Source organism: Streptomyces sp. ISL-43, assembly GCF_018614195.1.
Taxonomy (GTDB): domain Bacteria; phylum Actinomycetota; class Actinomycetes; order Streptomycetales; family Streptomycetaceae; genus Streptomyces.
This window is the reverse complement of the sequence record NZ_JAGGOT010000008.1, coordinates 1-24,395: the sequence shown is the minus strand read 5'-3', so window position 1 is coordinate 24,395 and position 24,395 is coordinate 1. Positions and strand designations below refer to the sequence as shown.

The 24,395-nt window shown below is 71.7% G+C and carries 23 protein-coding genes and 1 pseudogene; 10 read left to right on the top strand and 14 right to left on the bottom strand.

The genetic code is table 11. From position 1 onward, the window contains the following. Positions 1-246: 246 nt before the first annotated feature. On the top strand, positions 247-2,349 hold the full coding sequence (locus J7F03_RS03935; RefSeq protein WP_214947220.1) for a PhoX family phosphatase: 2,103 nt from the start codon (positions 247-249) through the stop codon (positions 2,347-2,349). Positions 2,350-2,476: 127 nt separating this feature from the next. Here J7F03_RS03935 and J7F03_RS03930 read toward each other — a convergent pair whose 3' ends face one another. From J7F03_RS03930 to J7F03_RS03915, 4 genes are all read right to left on the bottom strand, one after another. Then, on the bottom strand, positions 2,477-3,736 hold the full coding sequence (locus J7F03_RS03930) for a HAMP domain-containing sensor histidine kinase (RefSeq protein WP_214947219.1): 1,260 nt from the start codon (positions 3,734-3,736) through the stop codon (positions 2,477-2,479). A 16-nt stretch (positions 3,737-3,752) separates the two neighbouring features. Then, positions 3,753-4,490 (bottom strand): hypothetical protein, encoded by a 738-nt coding sequence (locus J7F03_RS03925; RefSeq protein ID WP_251071398.1) that lies wholly within the window; start codon positions 4,488-4,490, stop codon positions 3,753-3,755. Positions 4,491-4,657: 167 nt separating this feature from the next. Next, entirely contained in the window at positions 4,658-6,685 is a 2,028-nt protein-coding gene (locus J7F03_RS03920) for an FUSC family protein (RefSeq protein WP_214947218.1), read from the bottom strand. Positions 6,686-6,764: 79 nt separating this feature from the next. Further along, positions 6,765-7,592: a hypothetical protein gene (locus tag J7F03_RS03915; RefSeq protein WP_214947217.1), complete on the bottom strand. Its 828-nt coding sequence runs from the start codon at positions 7,590-7,592 to the stop codon at positions 6,765-6,767. A gap of 54 nt (positions 7,593-7,646) precedes the next feature. Here J7F03_RS03915 and J7F03_RS03910 point away from each other — a divergent pair, with 54 nt between their 5' ends. From J7F03_RS03910 to J7F03_RS03905, 3 genes and pseudogenes are all read left to right on the top strand, one after another. Next, complete coding sequence (locus J7F03_RS03910; RefSeq protein WP_308379030.1) at positions 7,647-7,949, top strand: Rrf2 family transcriptional regulator; 303 nt, start codon at positions 7,647-7,649, stop codon at positions 7,947-7,949. Between the two features lie 71 nt (positions 7,950-8,020). Beyond that, a pseudogene (locus J7F03_RS40795) lies at positions 8,021-8,155 on the top strand (RidA family protein); the annotation flags it as partial. A gap of 132 nt (positions 8,156-8,287) precedes the next feature. After that, positions 8,288-8,695 (top strand): hypothetical protein, encoded by a 408-nt coding sequence (locus J7F03_RS03905; RefSeq protein WP_214947216.1) that lies wholly within the window; start codon positions 8,288-8,290, stop codon positions 8,693-8,695. Between the two features lie 113 nt (positions 8,696-8,808). Here J7F03_RS03905 and J7F03_RS03900 read toward each other — a convergent pair whose 3' ends face one another. The 9 genes from J7F03_RS03900 to J7F03_RS41890 form a co-directional block, all read right to left on the bottom strand. Beyond that, positions 8,809-11,562: a PKD domain-containing protein gene (locus J7F03_RS03900; RefSeq protein ID WP_214947215.1), complete on the bottom strand. Its 2,754-nt coding sequence runs from the start codon at positions 11,560-11,562 to the stop codon at positions 8,809-8,811. 381 nt (positions 11,563-11,943) lie between these two features. Further along, entirely contained in the window at positions 11,944-12,099 is a 156-nt protein-coding gene (locus J7F03_RS03895; RefSeq protein WP_214947214.1) for a hypothetical protein, read from the bottom strand. Between the two features lie 79 nt (positions 12,100-12,178). Continuing rightward, positions 12,179-12,544, bottom strand: a complete 366-nt coding sequence (locus tag J7F03_RS03890; RefSeq protein ID WP_214947213.1) for a hypothetical protein — start codon at positions 12,542-12,544, stop codon at positions 12,179-12,181. A gap of 125 nt (positions 12,545-12,669) precedes the next feature. Then, positions 12,670-13,362 carry a class F sortase gene (locus J7F03_RS03885; protein ID WP_214947212.1) on the bottom strand — a complete coding sequence of 231 codons (693 nt, stop codon included), beginning with the start codon at positions 13,360-13,362 and terminating at the stop codon, positions 12,670-12,672. A 340-nt stretch (positions 13,363-13,702) separates the two neighbouring features. Beyond that, positions 13,703-14,338, bottom strand: a complete 636-nt coding sequence (gene kdpC, locus J7F03_RS03880; RefSeq protein WP_214947211.1) for a potassium-transporting ATPase subunit KdpC — start codon at positions 14,336-14,338, stop codon at positions 13,703-13,705. Positions 14,339-14,341: 3 nt separating this feature from the next. Next, positions 14,342-16,450 carry a potassium-transporting ATPase subunit KdpB gene (gene kdpB / locus J7F03_RS03875; protein ID WP_214947210.1) on the bottom strand — a complete coding sequence of 703 codons (2,109 nt, stop codon included), beginning with the start codon at positions 16,448-16,450 and terminating at the stop codon, positions 14,342-14,344. Continuing rightward, on the bottom strand, positions 16,447-18,111 hold the full coding sequence (kdpA, locus tag J7F03_RS03870) for a potassium-transporting ATPase subunit KdpA (RefSeq protein ID WP_214947209.1): 1,665 nt from the start codon (positions 18,109-18,111) through the stop codon (positions 16,447-16,449). Before kdpA ends, kdpB begins: the two co-directional genes overlap by 4 nt. A 6-nt stretch (positions 18,112-18,117) precedes the next feature. Continuing rightward, on the bottom strand, positions 18,118-18,207 hold the full coding sequence (gene kdpF, locus J7F03_RS40790; RefSeq protein ID WP_214947208.1) for a K(+)-transporting ATPase subunit F: 90 nt from the start codon (positions 18,205-18,207) through the stop codon (positions 18,118-18,120). After that, complete coding sequence (locus tag J7F03_RS41890; protein ID WP_285440398.1) at positions 18,204-18,326, bottom strand: hypothetical protein; 123 nt, start codon at positions 18,324-18,326, stop codon at positions 18,204-18,206. Before J7F03_RS41890 ends, kdpF begins: the two co-directional genes overlap by 4 nt. A gap of 221 nt (positions 18,327-18,547) precedes the next feature. Between J7F03_RS41890 and J7F03_RS03860 the strand changes: the two genes are divergently transcribed. The 3 genes from J7F03_RS03860 to pucL all read left to right on the top strand — a co-directional run bounded on the left by J7F03_RS03860 (position 18,548) and on the right by pucL (position 21,936). After that, positions 18,548-19,303, top strand: a complete 756-nt coding sequence (locus tag J7F03_RS03860; protein WP_214947207.1) for an SDR family NAD(P)-dependent oxidoreductase — start codon at positions 18,548-18,550, stop codon at positions 19,301-19,303. A 66-nt stretch (positions 19,304-19,369) separates the two neighbouring features. Beyond that, entirely contained in the window at positions 19,370-20,737 is a 1,368-nt protein-coding gene (locus tag J7F03_RS03855; protein ID WP_214947206.1) for an aspartate aminotransferase family protein, read from the top strand. A 281-nt stretch (positions 20,738-21,018) separates the two neighbouring features. Further along, positions 21,019-21,936 (top strand): factor-independent urate hydroxylase, encoded by a 918-nt coding sequence (pucL, locus tag J7F03_RS03850; protein WP_214947205.1) that lies wholly within the window; start codon positions 21,019-21,021, stop codon positions 21,934-21,936. Between the two features lie 70 nt (positions 21,937-22,006). On the opposite strand, the gene J7F03_RS03845 is transcribed toward pucL, so the two are convergent. Next, positions 22,007-22,426, bottom strand: coding sequence for a histidine phosphatase family protein (locus tag J7F03_RS03845; RefSeq protein ID WP_308379023.1), 420 nt, complete (start codon positions 22,424-22,426; stop codon positions 22,007-22,009). Positions 22,427-22,822: 396 nt separating this feature from the next. Between J7F03_RS03845 and J7F03_RS03840 the strand changes: the two genes are divergently transcribed. The 3 genes from J7F03_RS03840 to J7F03_RS03830 are packed head-to-tail and all read left to right on the top strand — an operon-like array spanning position 22,823 to position 24,158. Continuing rightward, positions 22,823-23,041 (top strand): CbtB-domain containing protein, encoded by a 219-nt coding sequence (locus tag J7F03_RS03840; protein ID WP_214947204.1) that lies wholly within the window; start codon positions 22,823-22,825, stop codon positions 23,039-23,041. 29 nt (positions 23,042-23,070) lie between these two features. After that, complete coding sequence (locus J7F03_RS03835; protein WP_214947203.1) at positions 23,071-23,820, top strand: CbtA family protein; 750 nt, start codon at positions 23,071-23,073, stop codon at positions 23,818-23,820. A gap of 47 nt (positions 23,821-23,867) precedes the next feature. Beyond that, positions 23,868-24,158: a hypothetical protein gene (locus J7F03_RS03830; protein WP_308379021.1), complete on the top strand. Its 291-nt coding sequence runs from the start codon at positions 23,868-23,870 to the stop codon at positions 24,156-24,158. Positions 24,159-24,395 lie beyond the last annotated feature (237 nt).

Sequence of the window (24,395 nt, the reverse complement as noted above, 5' to 3'; positions counted from 1 at the left end):
GCGGTAGATCCCTGCCCAGAGTGGACACGTAAGGTTATCGGCCCCTTGGCTGGAACTTCGGCAGGGGCACCTTTCGTGGCGCCCACTGCCCAAACACACCTGTTCCGCACCCGAACTGCCGCTCCGACGTGCCGGATTCACCGTGCGTTCATCCTTCCGCCGCCGCTTCGGCGCAACCCGCGCCTAGCGTCACCGACGGATTGTTCCGACACGTTGTCGGGGACCGTGCATCAACGGAGGACACTCGTGCGCAAGCTCCTGCCCCTCATCGGCAACTCGCATGGGGGCGGCCGTTCCGCCCTCACCTGCCGCTACCGCTGCGGCGACGCCTGCTTCCACGAGGTGCCGAACACCAGCGACAACGAGTACGCCGGCGACGTCATAGCCCGCGCCTACTCGCGCCGCTCGATGCTCCGCTCGGCCGCCGTGGTCACGGTCGCCTCGGCCGCCGGTACCGCCCTCACCCTGAGCGGGAACGGCTCCTCCGCCGCCGCGGACCCCACCGCCGACACCCAGCGCGCCGGCGGCGCCGGCGGCAACGCCGACGGTGCCCGCGGCCTGCGCTTCAAGGCCGTCGCGCCGAACACCGCCGACCAGGTCACGATCCCCGAGGGCCACGAGCAGAACGTGGTCATCCGCTGGGGCGACCCGATCGTCAAGGGCGCGCCCGCCTTCAACCCCGACAAGCAGACCGCCGCCGCGCAGGCCGGTCAGTTCGGCTACAACAACGACTTCCTGAGCCTTCTCCCGCTCGGTGACGACTACGAGCGCCGGCAGCTGCTCGTAGCCAACCACGAGTACACCGACGAGAACCTCATGTTCAAGGCGTACGACCCGGCGAACCCGACCCGCGAGCAGGTCGAGATCGCCTGGGCCGCGCACGGTCTGTCCGTGGTCGTCGTCCAGGAGGACCACCGCAGCGGCAAGCTGACCGCCGTCAACCGCCACCGGCTCAACCGCCGGCTGACGGCCACCAGCGAGTTCGAGCTGACCGGCCCGGCCGCGGGCTCCGACCTGGTCAAGACCTCGGTCGACGCCGGCGGCACCAAGGTGCTCGGCACCCTCAACAACTGCGCCGGCGGCACCACCCCGTGGGGCACCACCCTCCACGGCGAGGAGAACTTCAACCAGTACTTCGCCAACGCCGGCCAGGTCACCGAACCCACCCAGGCCGCCCGCCTCAAGCGCTACGGCGTGACCTCCGGTGCCACCGAGCGCAAGTGGGAGCGGTTCGACAAGCGCTTCGACGTCGCACAGGAGCCCAACGAGTCGCACCGCTTCGGCTGGGTCGTCGAACTGGACCCGCACGACCCGAACTCCGTCCCGCGCAAGCGCACCGCGCTCGGCCGCTTCAAGCACGAGGCCGCGCAGCCCCGCCTGACCGAGGACGGCCGTCCGGTCGTCTACATGGGCGATGACGAGCGCTTCGACTACTTCTACAAGTTCGTCTCCGCGAAGCGGATGAAGAAGGGTGACTCGCGCGCGGCGAAGGAGCACAACCTCACCCTGCTCGACGAGGGCACCCTCTACGTCGCCAAGCTCACCGGCGACTCCCCGGTCGAAGGGTTCGACGGTTCGGGCAAGCTGCCCGCCGACGGCGAGTTCGACGGGTCCGGCGTGTGGATCAAGATCCTCACCTCGTCGCCCTCCGGCAACGTCTCGCACGTCGAGGGCATGACCGCCGAAGAGGTGGCCGTCTTCACGCGCCTGGCCGGCGACAAGGTCGGCGCGACCAAGATGGACCGCCCCGAGGACGTCGAGCCGTCCCCGCGCACCGGCCGCGTGTACATCGCGCTGACCAACAACACCGACCGCGGCAAGGCAGGCAAGGCCGGCGCGGACGAGGCCAACCCGCGCAACCTCAACAAGCACGGCCAGATCCTGGAGCTCGCCGAGAACTTCGACGACCCGGCCGGCGACGGCTTCGCCTGGCGGCTCTTCCTCGTCGCGGGCGACCCGAACGACCCGGCGACCTACTTCGCGGGCTTCCCGAAGGACAAGGTCAGCCCGATCTCCTGCCCGGACAACGTGGCGTTCGACCCGCACGGCAACCTGTGGATCTCCACGGACGGCAACCAGCTCGGCTCGCACGACGGCCTGTTCGGCGTCGCGACCGCCGGTGAGCGCCGCGGTGAGCTGAAGCAGTTCCTGACCGTCCCGCGCGGCGCGGAGACCTGCGGCCCGCTCGTCCAGGACAAGCGCGTCCTGGTGGCCGTGCAGCACCCGGGCGAGATCGACGGCGCGTCCGTCGAGAAGCCGCAGTCCGTGTGGCCCGACGGTCCCGGCAAGATCGTCCGCCCGTCGGTCGTCTCGGTCTGGCGCAAGGACGGCAAGAACATCGGCGTCTGATCCGATGGTGATCCGACTCTGATCCGACTCTGATCCGACTCTGATCCGAGTTCGATCAGAGTTCGATCAGAGGTGAGTCGAGCGCCCGGCGCGGCCGATGTTCCACGTGGAGCATCGGCCGCGCCACTCAACTTCCGTCCGTCAGACGCCCCACCGGCAGTCGGAGCGCGGTCACCGCGCCTCCGTCCGGGGCGTTGGAGAAGCCGAGCGCGATCTCCAGCACCGCTGCCTGACCGGCCACGATGGTCAGGCCCAGCCCGTGGCCGCGCCCGCGCCCCGGGTCTCCGGTACGGAAGCGCTGCGGTCCGTGCTCGATGAGCTCGGCGGGGTAGCCCGGGCCGTGGTCGCGGACGGTCACCACCGGGCCCTCGACGCTCACTTCCAGCGGCGGCCGCCCGTGCTTGTCGGCGTTGACCAGCAGATTGGTCAGGATCCGGTCCAGGCGGCGCCGGTCGGTGAGCACCACCGCGTCGCGCAGGATCCGTACCGAAACGGTCAGCCGGGTGCTCGCCACGGCCCGTTCCACCGCCCGGCCGAGCTCCACCCGGGCCAGCTCCGCCCGCTCCACGCCCGAATCCAGCCGGGAGATCTCCAACAGGTCCTCGGTGAGAAGGTGCAGGGCCCGCAGCCGGTCGTTGATCATCTCCTTGGGCCGGCCCTCGGGCAGCAGCGCCGCCGCTGCCAGTGAGCCCGTGAGCGGGGTGCGCAGCTCGTGCGCGACGTCCGCCGTGAAGCGCTTCTCCGCCTCCAGCCGGCCCTGGAGCGAGGCCGCCATCGTGTCCAGGGCCTGCGCCACGTCCCGTACCTCGTCGTGGGAGCGGGACCGGCGCGGCTCCTCCCCGCCGGCCGGGAAGCCGACGCGCGCGTCGAGGTCCCCGGCGCTGATCCGGCGGGCCACGGCGGCGGTCGTGGCGAGCCGGCGGCTGATCCGGCCCGCGAGGAAAAGGCCGGCGAGCGCCACGACCCCGGCGGCGAGTACCGCGGAGACGAGGATCGCGGCGTCGATGTCCCGGAGCCGGGTGCGGGTGCTCTCGTACGGGATCCAGACGGCGAGGGCCTTGCCGTCGGCGGGTCCGGCGGCCCACATGACGGGTTTGCCGTCCTGTTCGCCGACCATGCTGCCGGTCAGTCCGCGCGCGACCAGCTCGCGCAGCGGCCGGGGCAGCCGGGGCGGGTCCAGAGCGCTGTTGCCGCCGCCGTGCGAGGTGCCGTACTCGTACTGGCCCAGGGCGTCGTCCAGCTCGCGGTCCACGTCCTTGCGGACCTCCCCGACGATCTGCCGGGCCACCACGTCGTGCACGAGGATGCCGAGCGCCGCCGCGACCGCGCAGCACACCGCCGTGGTGGTCATGGCGATCTTCCAGCGCAGACTGCTCGTCATCCGCATCGGGTCCCCGCCCCCCTCAGCCCGTGCTCGGGGCCGGACACGGGGCGGAGCCGTCCTTGGCGCCGGGGCACTCGTCGAGGGTGAGCTGGGACAGGTTCATGATCCCGGCGTCCGGGTCCCACACGTAGTCGGAGACGGAGGTCTTCTTCGGGTTCGAGGTCGGCTCGCGCACCGCCAAGTGCTCGGCGGCCACCTCCACGCCCTCCAGTACGCCGCGCCGGGACAGGATGCGGGCGATCGTCCCGTCGTCCTGGACGGTGTAGACGCGCAGTTCGGTGACCCGGCCGTCGATGTCCAGGGCGGTGATCAGCTCGTCCCGGCCGTTGCCCGTCACATCGGCCAGGACGGCCGGCCGCACGGGGCAGTCCGGACCGCCGTCCACAGCCTGTGTACAGAGCGCGAGCCGCTGGGTCGCCCGCGGGTCGACGAGGCGGCCGGTGCCGCCGTCCCCCGCGGTGGCGGCGGTGATGTCGGCGCGTACGACCTCCAGCGCGTCGACGCTCTTCATGGACAGGTCGGGGACCTTGGCGAGGCCGGGGACGACGGCGGCCGTGCCCGGCTGCTGGCCCGGGCCCGGCGGTTCGGGGCGGATGTCCTTCCACAGGCTGCGCGGGGCGCGCACCGTCCCCAGGTCGCCGTCGTCGCGCAGGCCCTCCACGTCGGCGCACCCCGCGGTGGCCGCGAGGGCGGCCGCGAGGAGGATGCACTGCCCCCGCCGGGCGGAGGGCCGGGCGGGCCGGGGGAGGGGCCTCATGTCCCGATGCTCCCCTGCTCCGGCCGGGCGGGCCCGGGGGCAGGGCCATTGGGGGGACGGGCCGGGCCCGCGGGTCGCGTGCGGCGCCGTTGCCGGGGGCCCGCCCCCGGACCCCCGCGCCTCGAACGCCGGCGGGGCTGGGTTCGGCCGGGCTGGACTTGGGCGGCCTACGGGGCCTTGCCGGTCGGGTCGGCGATGGCGCGGGCTGCCGTCAGTTCCTGGCGGACCGGGGACAGGACCGAGGATTCGTCCACCGGCGGGGGTGTCGGGGGGTGTAGTTGGGCCGGGGTGTGGGCTCTGCGCACGCCTCGGGCCAGGCCGCGCAGGTCTTCGGCGATCGCCGCGACCTCCTCGGGCCCCGGGGGCTGCGCGCCGTGGTTGACCCGGACGCGGGCGGCCGTCGTCGCGTCGACGATCCGCTCGACGGCGACGACCAGCGGCCACCACGCGGCGGCCCGCTCGCCGGTCGGCGGCGGCTCGGTCAGCGCCCGCTGGAACTCGCTGCGCACGCCCGACAGGTCCCGGTAGATCCGCCGCCGGGCCTGGAGCCGGGCGGTGCGCGCCGCGCGCAGTCCCGCCTCCGTGCCGGGGTCGGCGCCGAACGCCCGCTCCACGTACCGGGCCGCGTCGTCCACCGTGTCGGCGAGCCGGTCCCCGATCCGGGTGTGCCAGCTTTCGGGCCAGAGGAGATAGCCCGCGACGAGGGTGATGGCGCAGCCGATCAGGCTGTCCAGCAGCCGGGGCCGGACCAGGTCGAAGCCCTGGTGGTTGAGCAGGTCCGAGAGGAGCAGGATCACCGGGGTGATCGCGGCGGTCTGGAAGGCGTAGCCCTTGACCGAGAAGGCGGGGATCAGCGCGGCGAGGAGCACCATCACCGGCACGTCCCACCAGCCGCGCGGCACCTCCGCGAGCACGGCGGCCGCGACGACCAGCCCGCCGGCGGTGCCCAGCGCGCGCAGCACGGCCCGGGAGAACACCGAGCCGAAGTCGGGCTTGAGGACGAAGGTGACGGTCAGCGCGACCCAGTAGGACCGCTCGATCTCCACCACCGAGACCAGCGCCTGCGCCAGCCCGATGCACAGCGCGAGCCGCAGCCCGTACCGCCAGGAGGCCTCGGAGAACATCATGTCGCGCACGGCGCGGCGGACCCGGACCCGCAGGGCGGCGGGCCGGCCGAGCCGGTCGTCGACGTTGTACGGGTCGGGATCGGCCAGCAGCACGATGGTCGCCGCGTGCCGTAGCGCCGCGTCGATGGCCCGCTCGGACTGGCCGTCCGGCGGGGGCAGGTCCAGTACGGGGGTCCCCGTGCGGCCCTCCTCGACGGCGGCCGCCAGCTCCCGTACGGCCGCCGGGATCTCGGGGGCGAGGGGCCTCTGGCGCAGGTGCGCGGCGGGTGCGGCCTCGACCAGCGGGATCAGCACGTTGAGCTGGGCCAGCATCCGCACGAGCGAGGGGCTGCGCCCGTGCACCCGGGCCCGGCGGCCCAGCACCAGGTCGTAGGCCTCGTTCAGGGCCTGGGTGACCTGCTGGCGCCGCTCCTCGTAGGCGGGCCCCGGTCCGCCCGCGGCCTCCAGGGTGTCGGCCAGCGCGCGGTAGGCGGCGGCGACGGCGGCCCGCTCCGGCTGCCGGCCGCGCAGCGGCCAGCCCAGCAGGGTCAGCGCGAGGACGAACAGCCCGCCCGTGCTCAGCAGCAACGGGGCCGTCCACCAGGGCTCGGGCATCGGCAGGCCGGCGCCGACCACGCCGTACAGCAGGAGCATCAGCCCGGAGACGGACGCGACCGTGCCGATGGAGGAGATCATCCCGGAGACCAGGGCGATCAGGGTGAGGACGGCGACGGCGAGCCAGCCGTGCCCGAAGACCAGGGTGCCCAGCGCGACGCCGACGGCGCCGAACAGCTGGGGCACGGCGATGTTCAGGATCCGCATCCGGTAGGCGTCGGCGGTGTCACCGATGACCCCGGACAGGGCGCCCATCGAGACGAGCGCGCCGTACTCGGGCTCGTCGATGGCGAAGCCGACCGCCAGCGGAACGGCCAGGGCGATGCCCGCACGGAGCACGGCGGCCCAGGGGATCGGCGCGGCGCTCGGCCGCAGCCCCTTCAGCAGCCAGGCGGGCGGGGTCAGCGGGTGGGATCGGCCCCGTGTGTGCCGGGCCCGCCCGGACGGTATCTCTTCGGTGCGTTCGGTACTCATTCCCGCTTCCGTGCCGCCGCTCGCGAATCGGTTCTTCTGCGCTGTTCTACGGATTTTCGCGCCTTTGTACCTTCCGAGCTTATGGGGTGCGGCGCAGTCGGCCCGCCAGCCAGGCGGCCAGTGCGGCGGCGAGCCCGACGGCCAACACCACCCAGGTGGTGGTGCGCAGGAACGCGGTGAGCGCGTCGTACACCGCCTCGGCGGCCGCCCGGTCGATGTCGGCCGGCAGGTCGTCCAGGGTCAGGCGGCGGCACACCGCCACGGCCGCCCACAGCAGGAGGGCCCCGGCCGCGAGCCCGAGCCCGGTGGCCAGTACGGCGCGGCGCCGCCGGACGGCGACGGCGATGGCCGTCGCGGCCAGCAGCACGGTGAGGACGGGGAGCCAGACCCCGGCGATCTGCAGCATGCGGAAGCCCTTCCGGAGCGCGCCGAGGTTGTCGTACTCCATGACCTTCACCGAGAGGTGGGTCACCGGGATGCGGTCGGCGAGCGGCACCCCGTTGTCCACGAGATCGCCCTTGACCTGCGCGATGACGGGCTCGAGATCGATGCTGACGGCGTTGCCGTGGCCGGTGGTGAGCGCTTCGAGGAACGCGCCGTGGGCGGCGCGGTTGGCCGCGTCCCAGGCGGTCTGGTAGGCGGAGGTGCCGACGAAGGAGCGCAGGGCCTCGGCGAGCAGGGTGTCGATCCCGACCTGGAAGGGGCCGGCGTCGATCTGTCCGGAGAGGGCCCGGCCGGCCTGGGTGACGACGACGTTCTGTACGGCGGGGTCAGAGGCGAGCGGGGACATGGCGGCGGTGTACCGGTCGGCGTTGCCGAGCTCGCGATCGGCCCAGTACGCGACGGCGCTCGCGGGCACCAGGAGGGCCACGAGCGCGATGAGTACCGCCGAGAGGAAGGTCCGCACGTCACCAGGGAAAGGCGGCCGGACGCGCGGCGCGAGCGGGGGTACTGCGGGCGGGTGGCGCGTGTCGGCTTCCGCCTCGCCCGCCCGCTCGACGCCATCTCGCTCATGGACGTGGTCGCCGCCGTCGAGGGGCCGGACGAGGCCTTCCGGTGCGCGGAGATCCGGCAGCAGGGGCCCGGCGGCGGCGAGGGGCCGCCCGCCGCCGAATGCGCCATCGGGCACGCGATGGGCCGGGCCGAACTGGCCTGGCGCCACGCCCTGGCCGGCCAGAACCTCGACGAGATCCGGCAGCAGGCCGAACGGCAGGCCCCCGGGGCCCCCGACCGGCTCCGCGCCTGGCTCGCCGCCACTCGCTAGAGCCCCCGCACCGGCCGCACAGCCTTCGGACAACTGACTCAGGAGTTTGGAATGACGCGAAGCATCACGTCCTCCTCAAGCACCTGCACGCCGCCTGGGGCACCGGACTGCCCGCCCAGACACTGATCGGGGTGGCCGCCCTCGCGCTGCCGGACATGCTCTTCGAGATCGACGCGGTGGCGGTGCGGGCGACCCCCACGGAGTGACCCGTCGAGTGACCCGTCGAGTACCCCTCAGCGTGCCCCGCCAGGTACCCGCCGAGTGCCCCGGCCTGGGTGATCCAGTTGCCGGTCGGGGGCGGCGGGTGTGCCCTGGATGATGGGAGAGAGGAGCCCGTCATGGCACATGCGGCACCCACCGCCCCCCGGCGGCACCGGCAGACGGCGGCCGACACGACCCACCTGAGCAAGGCCGCCCTGACCCGCCCCCTGCTCATGGGTCTCGTCTACGGCGTCTACGCCGCCTTCATCAAGCGCCAGACGGGGCCCGTCGACGCCGGCAACGTCTTCTACGGGATCCTGTGCGGCGCGATCTTCGCCGCCTGCATGTTCGCCCTGGCCCGCATCGGCCCCCGGCTGAAGCGGGAGGCGCACGCGGCGGCGTACGGGGTCTTCGCGGGCATCGCCTTCGGCTACCTCTACAGCCTCGCCGAGGAGAGCGTCCTCAAGAGCTGCGCCCTCGGCCTCGCCGTCGGCGCGGGCGTCGGAATCGCGGCGTTCTACCGCTACTACACCCGCGAGGAATAGCTCCCGTCAGCGCGAACACCGCCCGCGAACACCGCCGCCCCGGCCACCGCGCGCACTGCGCGGGCGGCCGGGGCGGCGGTGTCGTCCGGTGCGGACGTCCGGTGCGGTGGGGGTCAGCCCTGGGTGAAGTAGCCGAGGAGGTCGGTGATCACGTGGTTGCCGCCGCCGTAGCTGTTGAAGATGCTGACCTTGCCGGACGCGACCGGGCTGATCACGTGGTTCGGGACCGTGCGGCCCGGCAGCGTGTTGAGGCTGCTGGCCCCGGGGAGCGTGCCGCCGTAGCCGTACGCGGTCAGGAAGCCGGGACCGGTGGAGTCCGTCGCGGTGACGTTCAGGACCGCGCCGAGGGCGCCCGCGGGCAGACCGCCGACGGTCGTGGTGGCGCCGGGAGCGACCTTGCCGGTCGTACGGGTGTCGGCGAGGCGCTTGGGCACGACCGGGGTGAAGAGGGCCTTGCCGTCCTTGCCGTAGTAGCCCACCGCGTCGAGCACCAGGTGGGTGGAGCCCGAGTTGGCGAACAGGGTGATGGTGCCGTTGGGGCCGACCGGGACGATGGCCTGGTTGGACTTGTCCTTGCCGGGCTCCACGTTCAGGTTCGAGGTCGACGGACGCTTCGCCGGGTCCGGGTACGCGATGACGTGGGCCTGCTCCGTCGCGCCGGTGCCGGTCAGGTTGAGCGCGACCGCCGTGGCGTCGGCGGGGATGCCGTTGACGCCGGCGACCTTGACCGTGCGGGTCTTGCCGCCGCCCAGCGCGCCACCGGCCGTACGGGTGTCGGCGACGCGGGTCGGGGTGAGCGGGGAGAAGCGCTGGCCGATGTTCGGCTGGTAGTAGCCGATGAAGTCCACGATGAGTGAGGCCCGGCCCGAGTTGAGCAGGACGGAGATCTGTCCGTCGGCACCGACCGGGACGGTCACCGTGTTGGACGCGGTACCACCGGCGTTGACGTTGACGGTCGAGGTGTTCGGACCTGTCGGCCCGGAGGGCCAGACGCTCAGGTGGGTGTCCTCCGTCGCACCGGTGACCGTCACGTTCAGGACCGCCGCGGCCATGCTCCCCGAAAGGGGGTGCTCCGGCACGGCCTCGCCGACCGGAAGGGTCACGTTGAAGGCAAAGCCACCCCGGAGGGTGGTGTTGGTGGTGCGGGAGTCCAGCAGCCGGAACGGGTCGGTCGCCACGTACCCGGACGGGGTGTAGCCGACCCGCACGGTCTTGACGACCGTGGACTGCGCGCCGTGGATGTCGTAAGCGGTGACGGTCACCTGGTAGTTGCCGGGCTCCCTGTAGGTGTGCCTGAAAGGACTGAGACCGAGGAGCCCGCGGCCACCGTCACCGAATTCGACATCGACAGATGCCACTGGCCACGGCCCCTTGGTGGCCCGCGGGTCGAACTCGACGGTCAGCGGGCGGACGGCGCCCTCCTCGTCGCCGGGGACCGGTATGACGGGCTCGGTGGTGAAGTCGGCGGTCAGTGCCGCCGGGCCCACCGTGATCCGCTTCGACGTGACGACCTTCGCCCCCACGCCGTTGAAGGCCGTCACCTTGACCACGCAGGAGCAGGGGGAACCGTAGACGTGCGTCGCGGTTGCCTGGGAGGCGGTGCCCTGGCGGATGACAAGGGGGGTCGTCCCGTCGCCGAAGTCCACGCTGAACGACATCGCGGTGGGCCAGCGGCTGTTCGAGACGCTCTGCACCACCACCTTCGTACCGAGCGGTGCCCACTCGTTGTCGACCGACATCCAGACGCTGCTCAGGCCGTCGCCGGTCTCGTAGGCGCCGCGGTCGACGAACCCGCCGTTCCCGCCGGTGTTGGGGACACGCGGGTCGTCCGCGACCGGGTTCCCGTCGATGTCGGCGGTCAGGAGGGCACCCGGCGCGGTCGGGTCGCCGGAGTCGATGGTGAGGGAGTCGTCCACCGTGCTGACGCGGTCGTCCGGGGCGACGATGTCGTGGCCGCCCTGGCCCGTCGCGGCCTGGAACGCCGCCAGATCCTTGTAGCTCGTGCCGGACCAGGTGTACGGGAGCTGGGTGGCGAGGGGGCTGTTCGCGAACACGTTGTAGTCGGCGCGGGTGCCCTCCGTCGCGCTCTGCGCGACCGCGACGGAGTTGCGGGGCTTGTCCTGCGGGCACGAGGTGTTGGGGGTCACGGTGAAGAACACGTTGTTGACCACGGACGAGCCGGTGGAGCCGCCACCGACCGAGACGGTCGTCTCGCACGAGCCGGAGATCGAGTTGTTGGTGAGCGCCGTACCGGGGGCGTCCACCACGACGGCCGCCGCCGTGGCCTTCGGCCCGGTGATCTCGTTGCGGCTGAGTACGGTGCGCCGGGAACCGCCTTCGATCCGGGGACTGCTGACCCTGCTCTGGCTGACGCGCACGTCCGTGCTCGCGTCGCCGACCACGAGGCCGTTGAGCATGCCCTTCGTGATGTCGGACTTCTCGATCACCACGTCGGTGGAACGGCTGACCGTGACGCCGCCGCGGAGATCCAGCCGGCGGATCACCACGTGGGAGGCACCGCTGATGGTCAGGCCCTTGTCCACATGGGCCGTGGGGTTGACGGCTTCCGAATCGGAGACGAAGGTGATCGGCTTCCCGGGCTCTCCCGAGCGGTCGATCGTGACGGCTTCGGGGTACCTGTTGTCGGAGGCGATCCGCACGGTCTGGCCCGGCTCGACCACCTTGGCCGCCGCCGAGACCGAGCAGAACGGGGCGGTCGGGGTGCCCGTTGCGGCATCGGAGCAGTGGGAGCCTTCACGGCTGTTCACGTAGAGGTCGGTCGGGGTGTCGGCGGCGGCGACGGCCGGTATGCCGAGAAGGGTGACGAGACCTGCGGTGAGCAGGACCGTCGCACGAGTGGGACGCACCAGCGGAGTTCCTTCGGCGAAGAAGCGATGGGGTCGAGCGGGAAGCGCGGTGCCACACGACTGGTGCACGGCTGTTCCCCCCGGCAACGGTCGGGCACACGCGAACCCATAGACGCGGCCCATGATCCCTCCCCGGGGGAGCTGCTGTCACCGGGGATGTTTCGCCGGATCGGTACTTTCGGCCGGGCGAACGCGGACAAAAGACCTACGTGAATGAGGGGGTGGGTGGCTGAGACTGGAGGAGGCGCCGGTTCCCGTGCTCCGTGGTCGAACCTCACGTGACCACTCCTCCGTTGCCGAGGGCGCGGGAACCGGTGCCTCCTGATGTCTTCGCTACGTCATCGCTACGTCTTCGCTGCGTCGGCTCGCGGATCGGTCCGGTTACTCGGCCTTGCCGTCCGCGGCCGGCACTTCGGCGGCCGGGGCGGGTTCGGGCTCGGTCTGGCGGACCGGCGGTGCCGGCGGTGCCGGCGGGGAGAAGCGCGCGGCCTCGGCTCGGAGCATGGCGTTCAGGGCCAGGTACGGGTCGAAGGGCATGGCGGAACCTCACGGTGTTCGGGGGTGTGGGGGGACGCGCGCGGGGCGCGTTACTGCTGCTGCTCGGCTCTCGGCCCGCTCAGCAGCGCAGGACCACACTCCGGACCACCCACGGGGGCGCCGCTGCGGCGGTCGTGCCCGCCGGGCGGGGGCCCAGCTCCTCGAAGCCGGGGTGTTTCACGTGAAACACCGGTCGCCGCAGGCCGGGGAAGCCGCGCACGGTCACCCGTACCGCCTGGCGCACTTCGGGATCGCCGATCGGGTCGGCCGGTGCCTCGGTGGGCTCGGCCGGCGCCGTGGGGGAGGGGCGGGCGCCGTCGGCCGTCGCGGGGGACGGCCCGGACTGCCCGGTGCCGAGCACGCACAGCAGCACGACGCAGAGCACCGTCAGGGCCACCCTCAGGGCCCTGCCCAGTGCCGTCCGCGCACGCTGCGTCCCGCTCATGCGAAGGGTGTGCCCCGACACGCGGGCCGACTCCCCGGTCGGGGTGACTTCGTCCCCCGACCGGGGGACGAAGTCACCCCCCACGGCTGACAGGTGGCCACTGGGGGTGGCCGTTCCGGGGCGGCTCAGCGGGGTGCGCGGCGGTGGCCGGTCAGGCGGGCGAGGAGCGCTGTCTCACCGCTGAGCAGCCGCAGTTGGGCCTTGCCGGACGGGCCGCCGTCTCCGGAGACCTCGGTGGGCGAGACCCGGTACACGGTGAACACGGCCGTACGCCCGTCAGCGCGGGGGATCTCGATCGTCTGCCCGCGCCGGAGTTCGGAGATGCGGAAGAAGTCCCCGGAGACGACGGCGGTACCGGCCGAGCCCGGGGTGGGGCCGGTGGAGTCCCAGACGGCTCCGTCCGCGCGGTCCTGGCGGGCGGACGGTGTGCTGCCGCCGGACGGCCCGGTCTCGGGCGGCCCGGTGAAGGGCGGCCCGCCGTCCGACCCGCCGTCTGCCCCGTCGGCCGGTGCGGCGCCCGTCAGCGGTACGTCCACCTGCAGGCTCCGGATGACGAGGCGCAGCGGCAGGGCCCGCGGCAGCGGCGTGACGCTCGACCGCACGGGCCGGCGGGCGCCCTTGCCGGTGGTGTGCCCGCCGGAGTTCTCCAGCTGCCGGGCCAGCCGGCGCGGGCCGGACAGGCCCAGCACGCGCGAGGGCAGGGCGTCGCCGGCGGTCGGAGCGGCCGGGCGGCCTCCTTCGGTGGTGCGCAACACCCCTAGGCCGGTGAACAGCAGAGTCACCGTCAGTACGCCGACGACCCACTTGGCGCGGGGCATGGGAATCCCTCCTGGTCCGGCTCGGGCGGCCGGGTCCTGAGAGCAGTGGACCCTTCCGCGGTGCCGGGCACCCTGTGTAACACGTCGAACTGACGGCACGTCACTGCCGTATCACCCGCCGACCGGTACGTCTTCGCAGCTCGCGGGCGGTGGGCCGGGGTGGACCGGCTTGTGGAAGCCATGCGCCCGAACGGGTGAGAACGTCAAGGGCGGGACTCGGGCGTGTCGGGCCGACGGCACGTTCTGCCACGTGAGAAAACCCGTCAAGCGGGACGATCTGACGGGTCGTCGGCGGGAGCGGGAGCGGGAGCCCGCCCGTCCGCTCCCGCCTCCGGACCGCCTACTTCTCCGCGAGCGCCTTCAGGGCCACGTTCAGTTCCAGGACGTTGACGCGCGGCTCGCCCATGAAGCCGAGGGTGCGGCCCTCGGTGTGGGCCTCGACCAGCTTCGTGACCTCCGCCACCGGGAGGTGGTTGCGGGCCGCGACGCGGTGGGTCTGGAGTTCCGCGTACGCCGGGGAGATGTTCGGGTCCAGGCCGGAGCCGGAGGAGGTGACCGCGTCGGCCGGGATCCGGGAGGGCTGCGGGGTGTATCCGGGGACGGTGTTGTCGAGGACGACCTCGGCCTTGGCCTCGCGCACCGCCTTCAGGAGCTCCGGGCTGTCGGCCGCCTTGTTGGTGGCTCCGGAGACCAGCAGTCCGTACCGCGTGTTGAGGGTGTTCTCGGAGAGTCCCGCCGCCGGGCGGCCCTGGAACCAGCGCGGGTCGTCCCCGTACGGCTGGCCGATCAGGGAGGAGCCGACGACCCGGCCGCCCGCGTCCTCGATCTCGGAGCCGTTGGCCTGGTGGCCGAAGGCGGCCTGGGCGACGCCGGTGACGGCGAGGGGGTAGAGGACCCCGCACAGCACGGTCAGGACGAGCAGGGCCCGGAGGCCGGCGCCGAGGAGGCGGGCGGTGTTGCCCACGGAGTTGTTCATGTGTCAGCCCAGCCCGGGGATGAGGGAGATGATCATGTCGATGAGCTTGATGCCGACGAACGGGGCGATCAGGCCGCCCAGTCCGTAGATGCCCAGGTTCCGGCGGAGCATCTTGTCGGCGCTGGTCGGCCGGTACCGGACGCCCTTCAGGGCGAGCGGCACGAGGGCGATGATGACCAGCGCGTTGAAGACGACGGCCGAGAGGATCGCCGAGTTCGGCGAGTGCAGGCCCATGATGTTGAGCTTGTCGAGGCCCGGGTAGACCACCGCGAACATGGCCGGGATGATCGCGAAGTACTTGGCGACGTCGTTGGCGATGGAGAAGGTCGTCAGCGCACCTCGGGTGATCAGCAACTGCTTGCCGATCTCGACGATCTCGACGATCTCGATGAGCTTGGTGGGGTTGGAGTCCAGGTCCACCATGTTCCCGGCCTCCTTGGCGGCCGAGGTGCCGGTGTTCATCGCGACGCCCACGTCCGCCTGGGCGAGGGCCGGGGCGTCGTTCGTGCCGTCGCCCGTCATCGCGACGAGCTTGCCGCCCGCCTGCTCCCGCTTGATGAGGGCCATCTTGTCCTCGGGCGTGGCCTCGGCGAGGAAGTCGTCGACGCCCGCCTCCTGTGCGATCGCCTTGGCGGTCAGCGGGTTGTCGCCCGTGATCATCACGGTCTTGATGCCCATGCGCCGCAGCTCGTCGAAGCGTTCGCGCATGCCTTCCTTGACGACGTCCTTGAGGTGGATGACGCCCAGGACCCGGGCGCCCTTCCCGTCCTCCACGGCCACGAGCAGCGGCGTACCGCCGGCGCCCGAGATCTCGTCCACCTTCGCGCTCGCGTCCGGGGCCACGGTCCCGCCCTGCTCGCCGACCCACGCGGTGATCGAGGAGGCGGCGCCCTTGCGGACCTTGCGGCCGTCCACGTCGACGCCGGACATCCGGGTCTGGGCGGTGAAGGGGATCCACTCGGCGCCCGCCAGCCCGCCCTGGTGGCGTTCGCGCAGCCCGTACTTCTCCTTCGCGAGGACCACGATGGAGCGTCCCTCGGGGGTCTCGTCGGCCAGCGAGGACAGCTGGGCGGCGTCGGCCAGTTCGGCGGCGGCGGCGCCGCTCACGGGGACGAACTCCGAGGCCTGGCGGTTGCCGAGGGTGATGGTGCCGGTCTTGTCGAGGAGGAGGGTGGAAACGTCGCCCGCGGCCTCGACCGCGCGCCCGGACATGGCCAGGACGTTGCGCTGGACCAGCCGGTCCATGCCCGCGATGCCGATGGCGGAGAGCAGCGCGCCGATGGTGGTGGGGATCAGGCAGACCAGCAGTGCGGTGAGCACGATCATCGACTGCTCGGCGTGGGCGTACATCGCGAAGGGCTGGAGGGTGACGACGGCCAGCAGGAAGACGATGGTGAGGGAGGCGAGCAGGATGTTCAGCGCGATCTCGTTGGGCGTCTTCTGCCGGGCCGCGCCCTCGACCAGGGCGATCATGCGGTCGATGAAGGTCTCGCCGGGCTTGGTCGTGATCTTGATGACGATCCGGTCGGAGAGCACCTTCGTGCCGCCCGTGACGGCGCTGCGGTCACCGCCGGACTCCCGGATGACCGGGGCCGATTCACCGGTGATCGCCGACTCGTCGACCGAGGCCACGCCTTCGACGACGTCGCCGTCACCGGGGATGACGTCCCCGGCCTCGCACACGACCAGGTCGCCGATACGCAGCTCCGTGCCCGGGACCAGCTCCTCGGCGGCGCCGTTCAGGCGGCGCGCGACGGTGTCGGTCTTGGCCTTGCGCAGGGTGTCTGCCTGGGCCTTGCCGCGGCCCTCCGCCACCGCCTCCGCGAGGTTCGCGAAGATCGTGGTGAGCCAGAGCCAGACGGTGATCGCCCAGCCGAAGAGGTCGCCCGGGTCGGATATCGCCAGCACGGTGGTGAGTACGGAACCGATCAGCACCACGAACATGACCGGGGACTTGACCATCACCCGGGGGTCGAGCTTGCGGACCGCGTCCGGGAAGGACTTCAGCAGCTGCTTCGGGTCGAAGACACCGCCGCCGATCCGGGCCTCCTCGGGCTTGTGGCCGGTGGGCAGATCGCCGTGCGGGGCACGGGTGGGGGTGACGGTGCTCATGAGGCGAGCCCTTCGGCGAGCGGACCCAGGGCGAGGGCCGGGAAGTAGGTGAGGCCGGTGACGATGAGGATCGTGCCGACGAGGAGGAAGGTGAACAGCGGCTTCTCGGTGCGCAGGGTGCCCGCGGTCGCCGGGACGGGCTGCTGCTCGGCGAGCGAGCCGGCCAGCGCCAGGACGAAGACCATCGGCAGGAAGCGGCCGAGGAGCATCGCCAGACCGGTGGTCGTGTTGAACCACTGGGTGTCGGCGTTCAGGCCGCCGAAGGCCGAGCCGTTGTTGTTGCCGGCCGAGGTGTAGGCGTAGAGGATCTCGGTGAATCCGTGCGCGCCGCCGTTGGACATCGAAGTGACGGGCGTGGGCAGGGCCATCGCCAGGGCGGTGAAGCCGAGGACGAGCGCCGGGGTGATCAGGATGTAGCAGGCCGCGAACTTGATCTCGCGGGTGCCGATCTTCTTGCCCAGGTACTCGGGGGTCCGGCCGACCATCAGGCCCGCGATGAACACCGCGATGATCGCCATGATCAGCATGCCGTAGAGGCCGGAGCCGACGCCGCCGGGCGCGACCTCGCCGAGCTGCATGCCCAGCAGCTGGATGCCGCCGCCGAGGCCCGTGTACGAGGAGTGGAAGGAGTTGACCGTGCCGGTCGAGGTCAGCGTGGTCGCGACCGAGAAGATCGCGGAGGCGCCGATGCCGAAGCGGGTCTCCTTGCCCTCCATCGCACCGCCGGCGGCCTGGAGCGCCGGGCCGTGGTGGCTGAATTCGGTCCACAGCATCAGGGCGGTGAACCCGATCCAGATGGTGACCATCGTGGCGAGGATCGCGTAGCCCTGCCGCACCGAGCCGACCATGCGGCCGAAGGTGCGGGTCAGCGCGAAGGGGATGAGGAGCATCAGGAAGATCTGGAAGAGGTTCGAGAAGGGTGTCGGGTTCTCGAAGGGGTGGGCGGCGTTGGCGTTGAAGTAGCCGCCGCCGTTGGTGCCCAGCTGCTTGATGGCGTCCTGCGAGGCGACCGCCCCGCCGTTCCACTGCTGCTGCCCGCCCGAGAACTGCCCGACCTCGTGGATCCCGGTGAGGTTCTGGATGACCCCGCAGGCCACCAGCACGATCGCGGCGACGGTCGCCAGCGGCAGCAGGATGCGGACGGTGCCGCGCACCAGGTCCGACCAGAAGTTGCCGAGCTCGCCGGTCCGGGAGCGCGCGAAGCCCCGTACGAGGGCCACGGCCACGGCCATGCCCACGGCGGCCGAGAGGAAGTTCTGCACCGCCAGGCCGCCGGTCTGGACGAGCGGGCCCATGGCCTGCTCGCCGGCGTACGACTGCCAGTTCGTGTTCGACACGAAGGACGCGCCGGCGTTGAAGGCCTGGTCCGGCTTGATGGAGGCGAAGCCGAGCGAGCCGGGCAGGTGGCCCTGCAGGCGCTGGAGCAGGTAGAGGAACAGGACGCTCACCGCCGAGAAGGCGAGGACGCCGCGCAGGTAGGCGGGCCAGCGCATCTCGGCGTTCGGGTTGGCGCCGACGGCCTTGTAGATCCACTTCTCGGGGGCGTAGTGCTTCTTCGAGGAGTAGACGCGGGCCATGTACTCGCCCAGCGGGCGGTAGGCGAGGGCCAGGGCCGCGATGAGCGCGAGCAGCTGGAGCACCCCGGCAAGAACGGGAGTCATCGGGGGCTAGAACCTCTCCGGGAACACAAGGGCGAGGACGAGGTATCCCAGCAGCCCGGCGGCGACCAGCAGGCCGATGACGTTTTCGGCGTTCACAGCTTGGCCACCCCTCTGGCTGCGAGGACCACCAGAGAGAAGACCGCGATCGTGACGAAGACGAAGGCCAGGTCGGCCATCGTGACTCCCAGAGGATTCGGAGGGTGTTTTTCGGACACCTCCGAGTGGAACGCCTCTTCGGGGCATTCCAGGCTCCCTTGACGGGGCCCATACGCCTGGTGGCGCGGCTTTGACGGGTCTCTAACGCGGAGCCCCTCGGGGTCTCCCCTGAGGGCTCATATTCCGGATACCGGAAATTCATTTCCGGCATGCGACATTCGCGCTATGCTCCGGCGGTCCCGCCCCGCGCGAAGGCCCCGAAGGCCCCAGGAGGAACGACATGACCGAGACCCGCGTAGCCCTGATCACCGGCTCTTCTTCCGGGATCGGCGCCGGCATCGCCCGCCGGCTGGCCGCGGCCGGCATCCGCGTCGTCCTGAACTCCGCGCGCAGCGAGAGCGCGGGCAAGGCCCTCGCCGCCGAGCTGCCGGACGCCGTCTACGTGCAGGGCGACGTCGCCGACGCCGACGACGCGCGACGGATGGTACGGACCGCGATCGACACCTACGGGCGGCTCGACATCCTGGTCAACAACGCCGGCGTCACCCGCTTCATCCCCCTGGGCGACCTGGACGCGGCCGACGCCGACGCCTGGCGCGAGATCTTCGAGGTCAACGTCGTCGGCACCTGGCAGATGATCACCGCCGCCACCCCCCACCTGCGGGCGTCCGCGGCGAACGGCTCCGCGACGGCCTCGATCGTCAACATCTCCTCGGTCTCCGCCACGCGCGCCCTCGGCAGCTCGATCCCCTACGCCGTCAGCAAGGCCGCGGTCAACCACATGACCCGGCTGCTGGCCTCCCAGCTCGGCCCCGACGTCCGCGTGAACGCCATCGCGCCCGGCCTGATCGACACGCCCTGGTACCAGGGCGAGGACCAGGTCTGGGAGAGCTCGCGCGAGTGGATCACCGAGAACACCCCGCTGCGCCGTGTGGGCACGCCCGACGACGTGGCCGAGGCCGCGCTCTACCTCGTGAACGCCGCCTACACGACCGGCGACGTCCTGACCGTCGACGGCGGCCGGCACGTCGTCTGACCGCCGGCCGCGCCCGCCCCGCAGATCCCCCGCCGATTCCACATCGTGGACAACTACCCTCGGAATATGAACGCAGAAGCCGACGCCCGCGCCGCCGCAGCCACCAAGGCGGCAGTGAAAGAAGCCGACCGCAAGCACGTCTTCCACTCCTGGTCCGCCCAGGAGCTCATCGACCCGCTCGCCGTCGCCGGCGCCGAAGGCTCCTACTTCTGGGACTACGACGGCAACCGCTTCCTCGACTTCTCCAGCGCCCTCGTCTACACCAACATCGGCTACCAGCACCCGAAGGTCGCCGCCGCCATCGCCGAGCAGGCCGCGAAGCTCTGCACCGTCGCCCCCGGCTTCGCCGTCGACGTGCGCTCCGAGGCCGCCCGGCTGATCGCCGAGCGCACCCCCGGCGACCTCGACAAGGTCTTCTTCACCAACGCGGGCGCCGAGGCCGTGGAGAACGCCGTCCGCATGGCCCGGCTGCACACCGGCCGCCCCAAGGTGCTCTCCGCCTACCGCTCGTACCACGGCGCCACCTCCACCGCGATCAACCTCACCGGCGACGCGCGCCGCTTCGGCAACGACACCGCGACCGCCGGCGTCGTCCACTTCTGGGGCCCGTTCGCCTACCGCTCGCCCTTCTACGCGGCCACCCCCGCCGAGGAGTGCGAGCGCGCCCTGCGCCACCTCGAGGACACCATCGTCTTCGAGGGCCCGCAGTCCATCGCCGCGATCATCCTGGAGACCGTCGGCGGCGCCCCGGGCGTACTCGTGCACCCGGACGGCTACCTGGCCGGCGTCCGCGAGCTCTGCGACCGCTTCGGGATCGTCTTCATCCTCGACGAGATCATGGTCGGCTTCGGGCGCACGGGTAAGTGGTTCGCCTCCGAGCACTGGGACGTCACCCCCGACCTGATCTGCTTCGCCAAGGGCATCACCAGCGGCTACGTCCCCCTCGGCGGCGTCGCCATCTCGGCCGCCATCGCCGAGACCTTCGCCCGCCGCCCCTACCCGGGCGGGCTGACGTACTCCGGGCACGTGCTGGCCTGCGCCGCCGCCGTCGCGACCGTCAACGTCATGGAGGAGGAGGGCATCGTCGAGCAGTCCGCCCGCACCGGCGCCGAGCTGCTGGGACCGGGCCTGCGCGCGCTCGCCGAGCGCCACCCGTCGGTCGGCGAGGTCCGCGGGCTCGGCACCTTCTGGGCCCTGGAACTCGTACGGAACGGGCAGACCCGCGAACCGCTGGTCCCGTACAACGCGGCCGGCGCCGACAACGCGCCGATGGCGGAGCTCGGGGCGGCCCTGAAGAAGGGCGGCCTGTGGCCGCTGCTCGCCGGGAACCGCGTCCACGTCGCGCCGCCCTGCAACATCACGCCGCAGGACGTCGCCAAGGGCCTGGCGATCCTCGACGAAGCACTGGCGGTCGCCGACACGCACACCGTCTGACCTGCACGGATCGTACGGTTGCCCAAGCCGTGGGTGCCTGTTCTCGGAGGATCCGCTCCATTCCGAACAGCATGCAAACGTGCTGGAATCAACGGGAATCAACAAGCACCTACGGACCGGGATGCACGTCAGTCCCGGGGCGGTCCACATGAGGCGTGACCACGTGATCACGTGACTACGTGACCGAACGGCGGGGGGCGGGCTGCGCGTCCGCCGGACGCCGGGCGTACGGGATCCAGACGACCGGACTCCGTGTTCCCGAGACCGAAGGAAGACAGCGCATGAGCAAGCACATCCTCGCCCAGAACCAGTACGGCAAGGCCGAGAACCGCATCGTCAAGGTCACCCGCAAGGGCAGCGACGGTTCCTGGCACGAGATCCGCGACCTGAACGTCTCGGTCGCACTGCGCGGCGAGTTCCGCGACGTCCACCTCACCGGGGACAACGCCAACTGCCTGCCCACCGACACCACCAAGAACACGGTGTACGCCTTCGGCAAGGAGCACGGCATCGCCTCCCCGGAGGCCTTCGGCATCCTGCTCGCCAAGCACTTCGTCTCCTCCCAGCAGCCGATCCGCGAGGCGCAGATCCGCATCGAGGAGTACGCCTGGGAGCGGATCCCGGTCCCGACCCGCAAGGAGCAGCACTCCTTCGCCCTCAAGGGCAACGAGGTGCGCACCGCGCAGATCACGTACAGCGAGACGACCGGCCTCCAGGTCATCTCGGGTCTGAAGGACCTGACCGTGATGAACTCGACCAACTCCGAGTTCCACGGCTACATCAAGGACAAGTACACGACCCTGCAGGAGGCGTACGACCGCATCCTGGCGACCAAGGTCACCTCGCGCTGGGCGCACTCGGCGCTCGCCGCCGACGACCCGGAGTACGACTGGGACCAGTCGTACAAGAAGGTCCGCAAGCACATGCTGGAAGCCTTCGCCGAGACCTACTCGTACTCGCTGCAGCAGACCCTGAACCAGATGGCCGAGCGCGTGCTCGACAACTGCCCCAAGGTCAACGAGGTGCGCCTCAACCTCCCCAACAAGCACCACTTCCTCGTCGACCTGGAGCCCTTCGGCCTCAAGAACGACAACGAGGTCTACTTCGCGGCGGACCGCATGTACGGCCTGATCGAGGGCACCGTCCACCGCGACGGCGTGCAGCCGGTGATCGCGACGTCCGACTGGATCGCCGCCTGACCTCCCGCCCGCTCTGAACACCCCGGCCCGGCCCGCGCCACGCGGTCCGGGCCGCGTGCCGTACCCGTGCCTACTCGGGCGCTCCGACCAGCAGGTTCCAGCGCCCCGAGCGCCCCGTCAGGGTCGTCACCGACTCCGGGCGCACGTCGAGCCGCCAGAAGGCCGCCGCGGGCAGCTCCAGGGCCCACACCACGGCCGCCCGTACGACGCCCTGCTCGACCACGCCCCGGTGCGTCCCCGGGGCCAGCCCGGCCAGCTGCAGCCCGACCCGCGCGATCAGCGCGTCCACCGACTCCCCGCCGCCCGGGGGCGCGTACGAGGTGTCGGCCGTCCACCGCCCCAGCGCGACCGGATCCTCGGCCGCCACCTCATCGATCGTCCGCCCCGCCCACGCCCCGTGATCCTGCCCGCGCAGCCCCTCGTACCCGGGGCGGGAATCCCCGTACGGGAACCGGTGCCGGCGCTCCGCCTCACCCAGCGGAGCTCTCACGAGATGGACTCGTACGAGGGGGGTCCTCTTGACGTGCTCCCCGGTCAATGGCTCGGGACTCCTGCCACGGCCGCGTGGCCGTCTCGGTGGCTCTTCCACGTACACCGCTCGATTGTCGCGGATGGTCCGTGTGGACGTCTTGTGATGCCGGCCCCGGCCCCGGCTTCGAGACGAGGTCCATCGCCGTCTCACGGGGTGAACGTCGGGCGCTGTAAGACGGCCGTAAAGAGCGGTACGGTGTCGGACGACAAGACGACGGTATGACGGAAGCACCGGTGAGAATCCGGCACGGTCGCGCCACTGTGAAACCTCCCGGAGGGGGAGGCAAGTCAGACCCGCCACCGTCGTCGCGAGCACCAATGACCGGGACGCGTGTTCCCTCTGGAGGTTCCTGCCATGACCCACTCCGCCGTGCCCACGACTGCCGCCCCCGTGGCCGTCGCACCCATCTCCCTCTCCGCACTGGCCCCTTGGGCGCTGTTCGTCGGCGTCCTCATGCTGGTCCTGCTCTACCTCGTCGGCGCCGAGCAGGGCGCCACCGCGATCTTCGAAGGCGACACCGTCCACGAGTGGATGCACGACGGCCGTCACCTCCTCGGCTTCCCCTGCCACTGATCCATCGATCCGCAAGGGCGAGTCACACCATGAACCCGATTTCCCCCCGCGTGCTCCTCATCCGGGGCATGATCGCCGGTCTGCTGGCCGGAGTCGCCGCCTTCCTCGTCGCGTACCTCCTGGGTGAGTCCCAGGTGGACGCGGCCATCGCCATCGAGGAGGCCGGCGCCCACGACCACGGCGACGAGGCCGCCCCGGTCAGCCGGGCCCTCCAGGCCACGGCCGGCCTCGGCACCGGAACCCTGCTCTACGGGATCGCGCTCGGCGGTATCGCCGCGCTCGTCTTCTGCTACGCCCTCGGCCGCATCGGGCGCTTCGGCCCCCGGGCCACGGCGCTGCTGGTCTCCGGTGGTCTGTTCGTCACCGTCAGCCTGGTGCCGTTCTTCAAGTACCCCGCGAACCCGCCGGCCGTCGGAGACCCCGAGACCGCGGTCCAGCGGACCACCCTCTACGTCCTGATGCTCGTGCTCGGCGTGCTGCTCGCCGCGGGCGCGCTGATCCTGGGCCGGCGCCTGGCGCCGGCCATGGGCAACTGGAACGCCTCGGTCGTCGCCTCCCTCGCCTTCGTGGCGGCGGTCGGCATCGCCTACGCGTTCCTGCCGGGCGTCAACGAGGTACCGGCGGGCTTCCCGGCCGCGCTCGTCTGGCAGTTCCGGCTCGCCTCGCTGGCCATCCAGGCCGCGATGTGGACCACTTTCGGCCTGGCTTTCGGATTTCTTGCCGAACGGGCCCTTGTCCCGGCCGCCGCACCCAAGGAGGCTGTACAGCCTGCGAGTTGAGTGCTCGTACAGGTGACTGAAGGGCCGGTGGCGGCACAATGGCGACGGTGATCCGGGAGCACCGGAAGTACCAGGAGCCCTGGTACCCGCGCGGGGTGCGGGAACTGCGGGCGTGGCGCGGCTGGACGGGCGCCGCCCCGTTCTGGCTCAACTCGATCCTGCTGCTCCTGGCCCCCTTCACCAGCGCCACCCTGCTCGCCCAGTTCGGCATCATCGCCGGCCTGGCGGCCTTAGGCGGCCTGGCCCGCCACCTCTGGTCGGGTGACTACGGCCACCCGGCCATCCACACCGCCGCCGCACTCATGGGTGCGGCGGCCGTCGTGTTCGTGGTGGTGTAGCGGCGGGTTCGCGGCGGGTTCGCGGCGAGCCCCGGTGGCCCGCCCGCCGGTCGGCTCCCGGTGCCGGGGTGGGGCTGGCCCCAGGGCGACCGTCCCGGCTGCCGGATGGAGCGGCGCGCGACGCCCAACCATCACTGATCTTGCGTGGGTATCCCCTGCTTTGGCTGGGGAGGGAAACGCATCCTAAGACCGGAGGCGCGGAGCGCCGGAGTTCTCCGCGCCTCCGTCGTGACGGTC

Coding starts and splice junctions, on each gene's coding strand:
- J7F03_RS03930 (WP_214947219.1), bottom strand. CDS start 3,736: ATGCGGATGACGAGCAGTCTGCGCTGGAAGATCGCCATGACCACCACG.
- J7F03_RS03925 (WP_251071398.1), bottom strand. CDS start 4,490: ATGAGGCCCCTCCCCCGGCCCGCCCGGCCCTCCGCCCGGCGGGGGCAG.
- J7F03_RS03920 (WP_214947218.1), bottom strand. CDS start 6,685: ATGAGTACCGAACGCACCGAAGAGATACCGTCCGGGCGGGCCCGGCAC.
- J7F03_RS03905 (WP_214947216.1), top strand. CDS start 8,288: ATGGCACATGCGGCACCCACCGCCCCCCGGCGGCACCGGCAGACGGCG.
- J7F03_RS03895 (WP_214947214.1), bottom strand. CDS start 12,099: ATGCCCTTCGACCCGTACCTGGCCCTGAACGCCATGCTCCGAGCCGAG.
- J7F03_RS03890 (WP_214947213.1), bottom strand. CDS start 12,544: ATGAGCGGGACGCAGCGTGCGCGGACGGCACTGGGCAGGGCCCTGAGG.
- J7F03_RS03885 (WP_214947212.1), bottom strand. CDS start 13,362: ATGCCCCGCGCCAAGTGGGTCGTCGGCGTACTGACGGTGACTCTGCTG.
- kdpC (WP_214947211.1), bottom strand. CDS start 14,338: ATGAACAACTCCGTGGGCAACACCGCCCGCCTCCTCGGCGCCGGCCTC.
- kdpB (WP_214947210.1), bottom strand. CDS start 16,450: ATGAGCACCGTCACCCCCACCCGTGCCCCGCACGGCGATCTGCCCACC.
- kdpA (WP_214947209.1), bottom strand. CDS start 18,111: ATGACTCCCGTTCTTGCCGGGGTGCTCCAGCTGCTCGCGCTCATCGCG.
- J7F03_RS03860 (WP_214947207.1), top strand. CDS start 18,548: ATGACCGAGACCCGCGTAGCCCTGATCACCGGCTCTTCTTCCGGGATC.
- J7F03_RS03855 (WP_214947206.1), top strand. CDS start 19,370: ATGAACGCAGAAGCCGACGCCCGCGCCGCCGCAGCCACCAAGGCGGCA.
- pucL (WP_214947205.1), top strand. CDS start 21,019: ATGAGCAAGCACATCCTCGCCCAGAACCAGTACGGCAAGGCCGAGAAC.
- J7F03_RS03840 (WP_214947204.1), top strand. CDS start 22,823: ATGACCCACTCCGCCGTGCCCACGACTGCCGCCCCCGTGGCCGTCGCA.
- J7F03_RS03835 (WP_214947203.1), top strand. CDS start 23,071: ATGAACCCGATTTCCCCCCGCGTGCTCCTCATCCGGGGCATGATCGCC.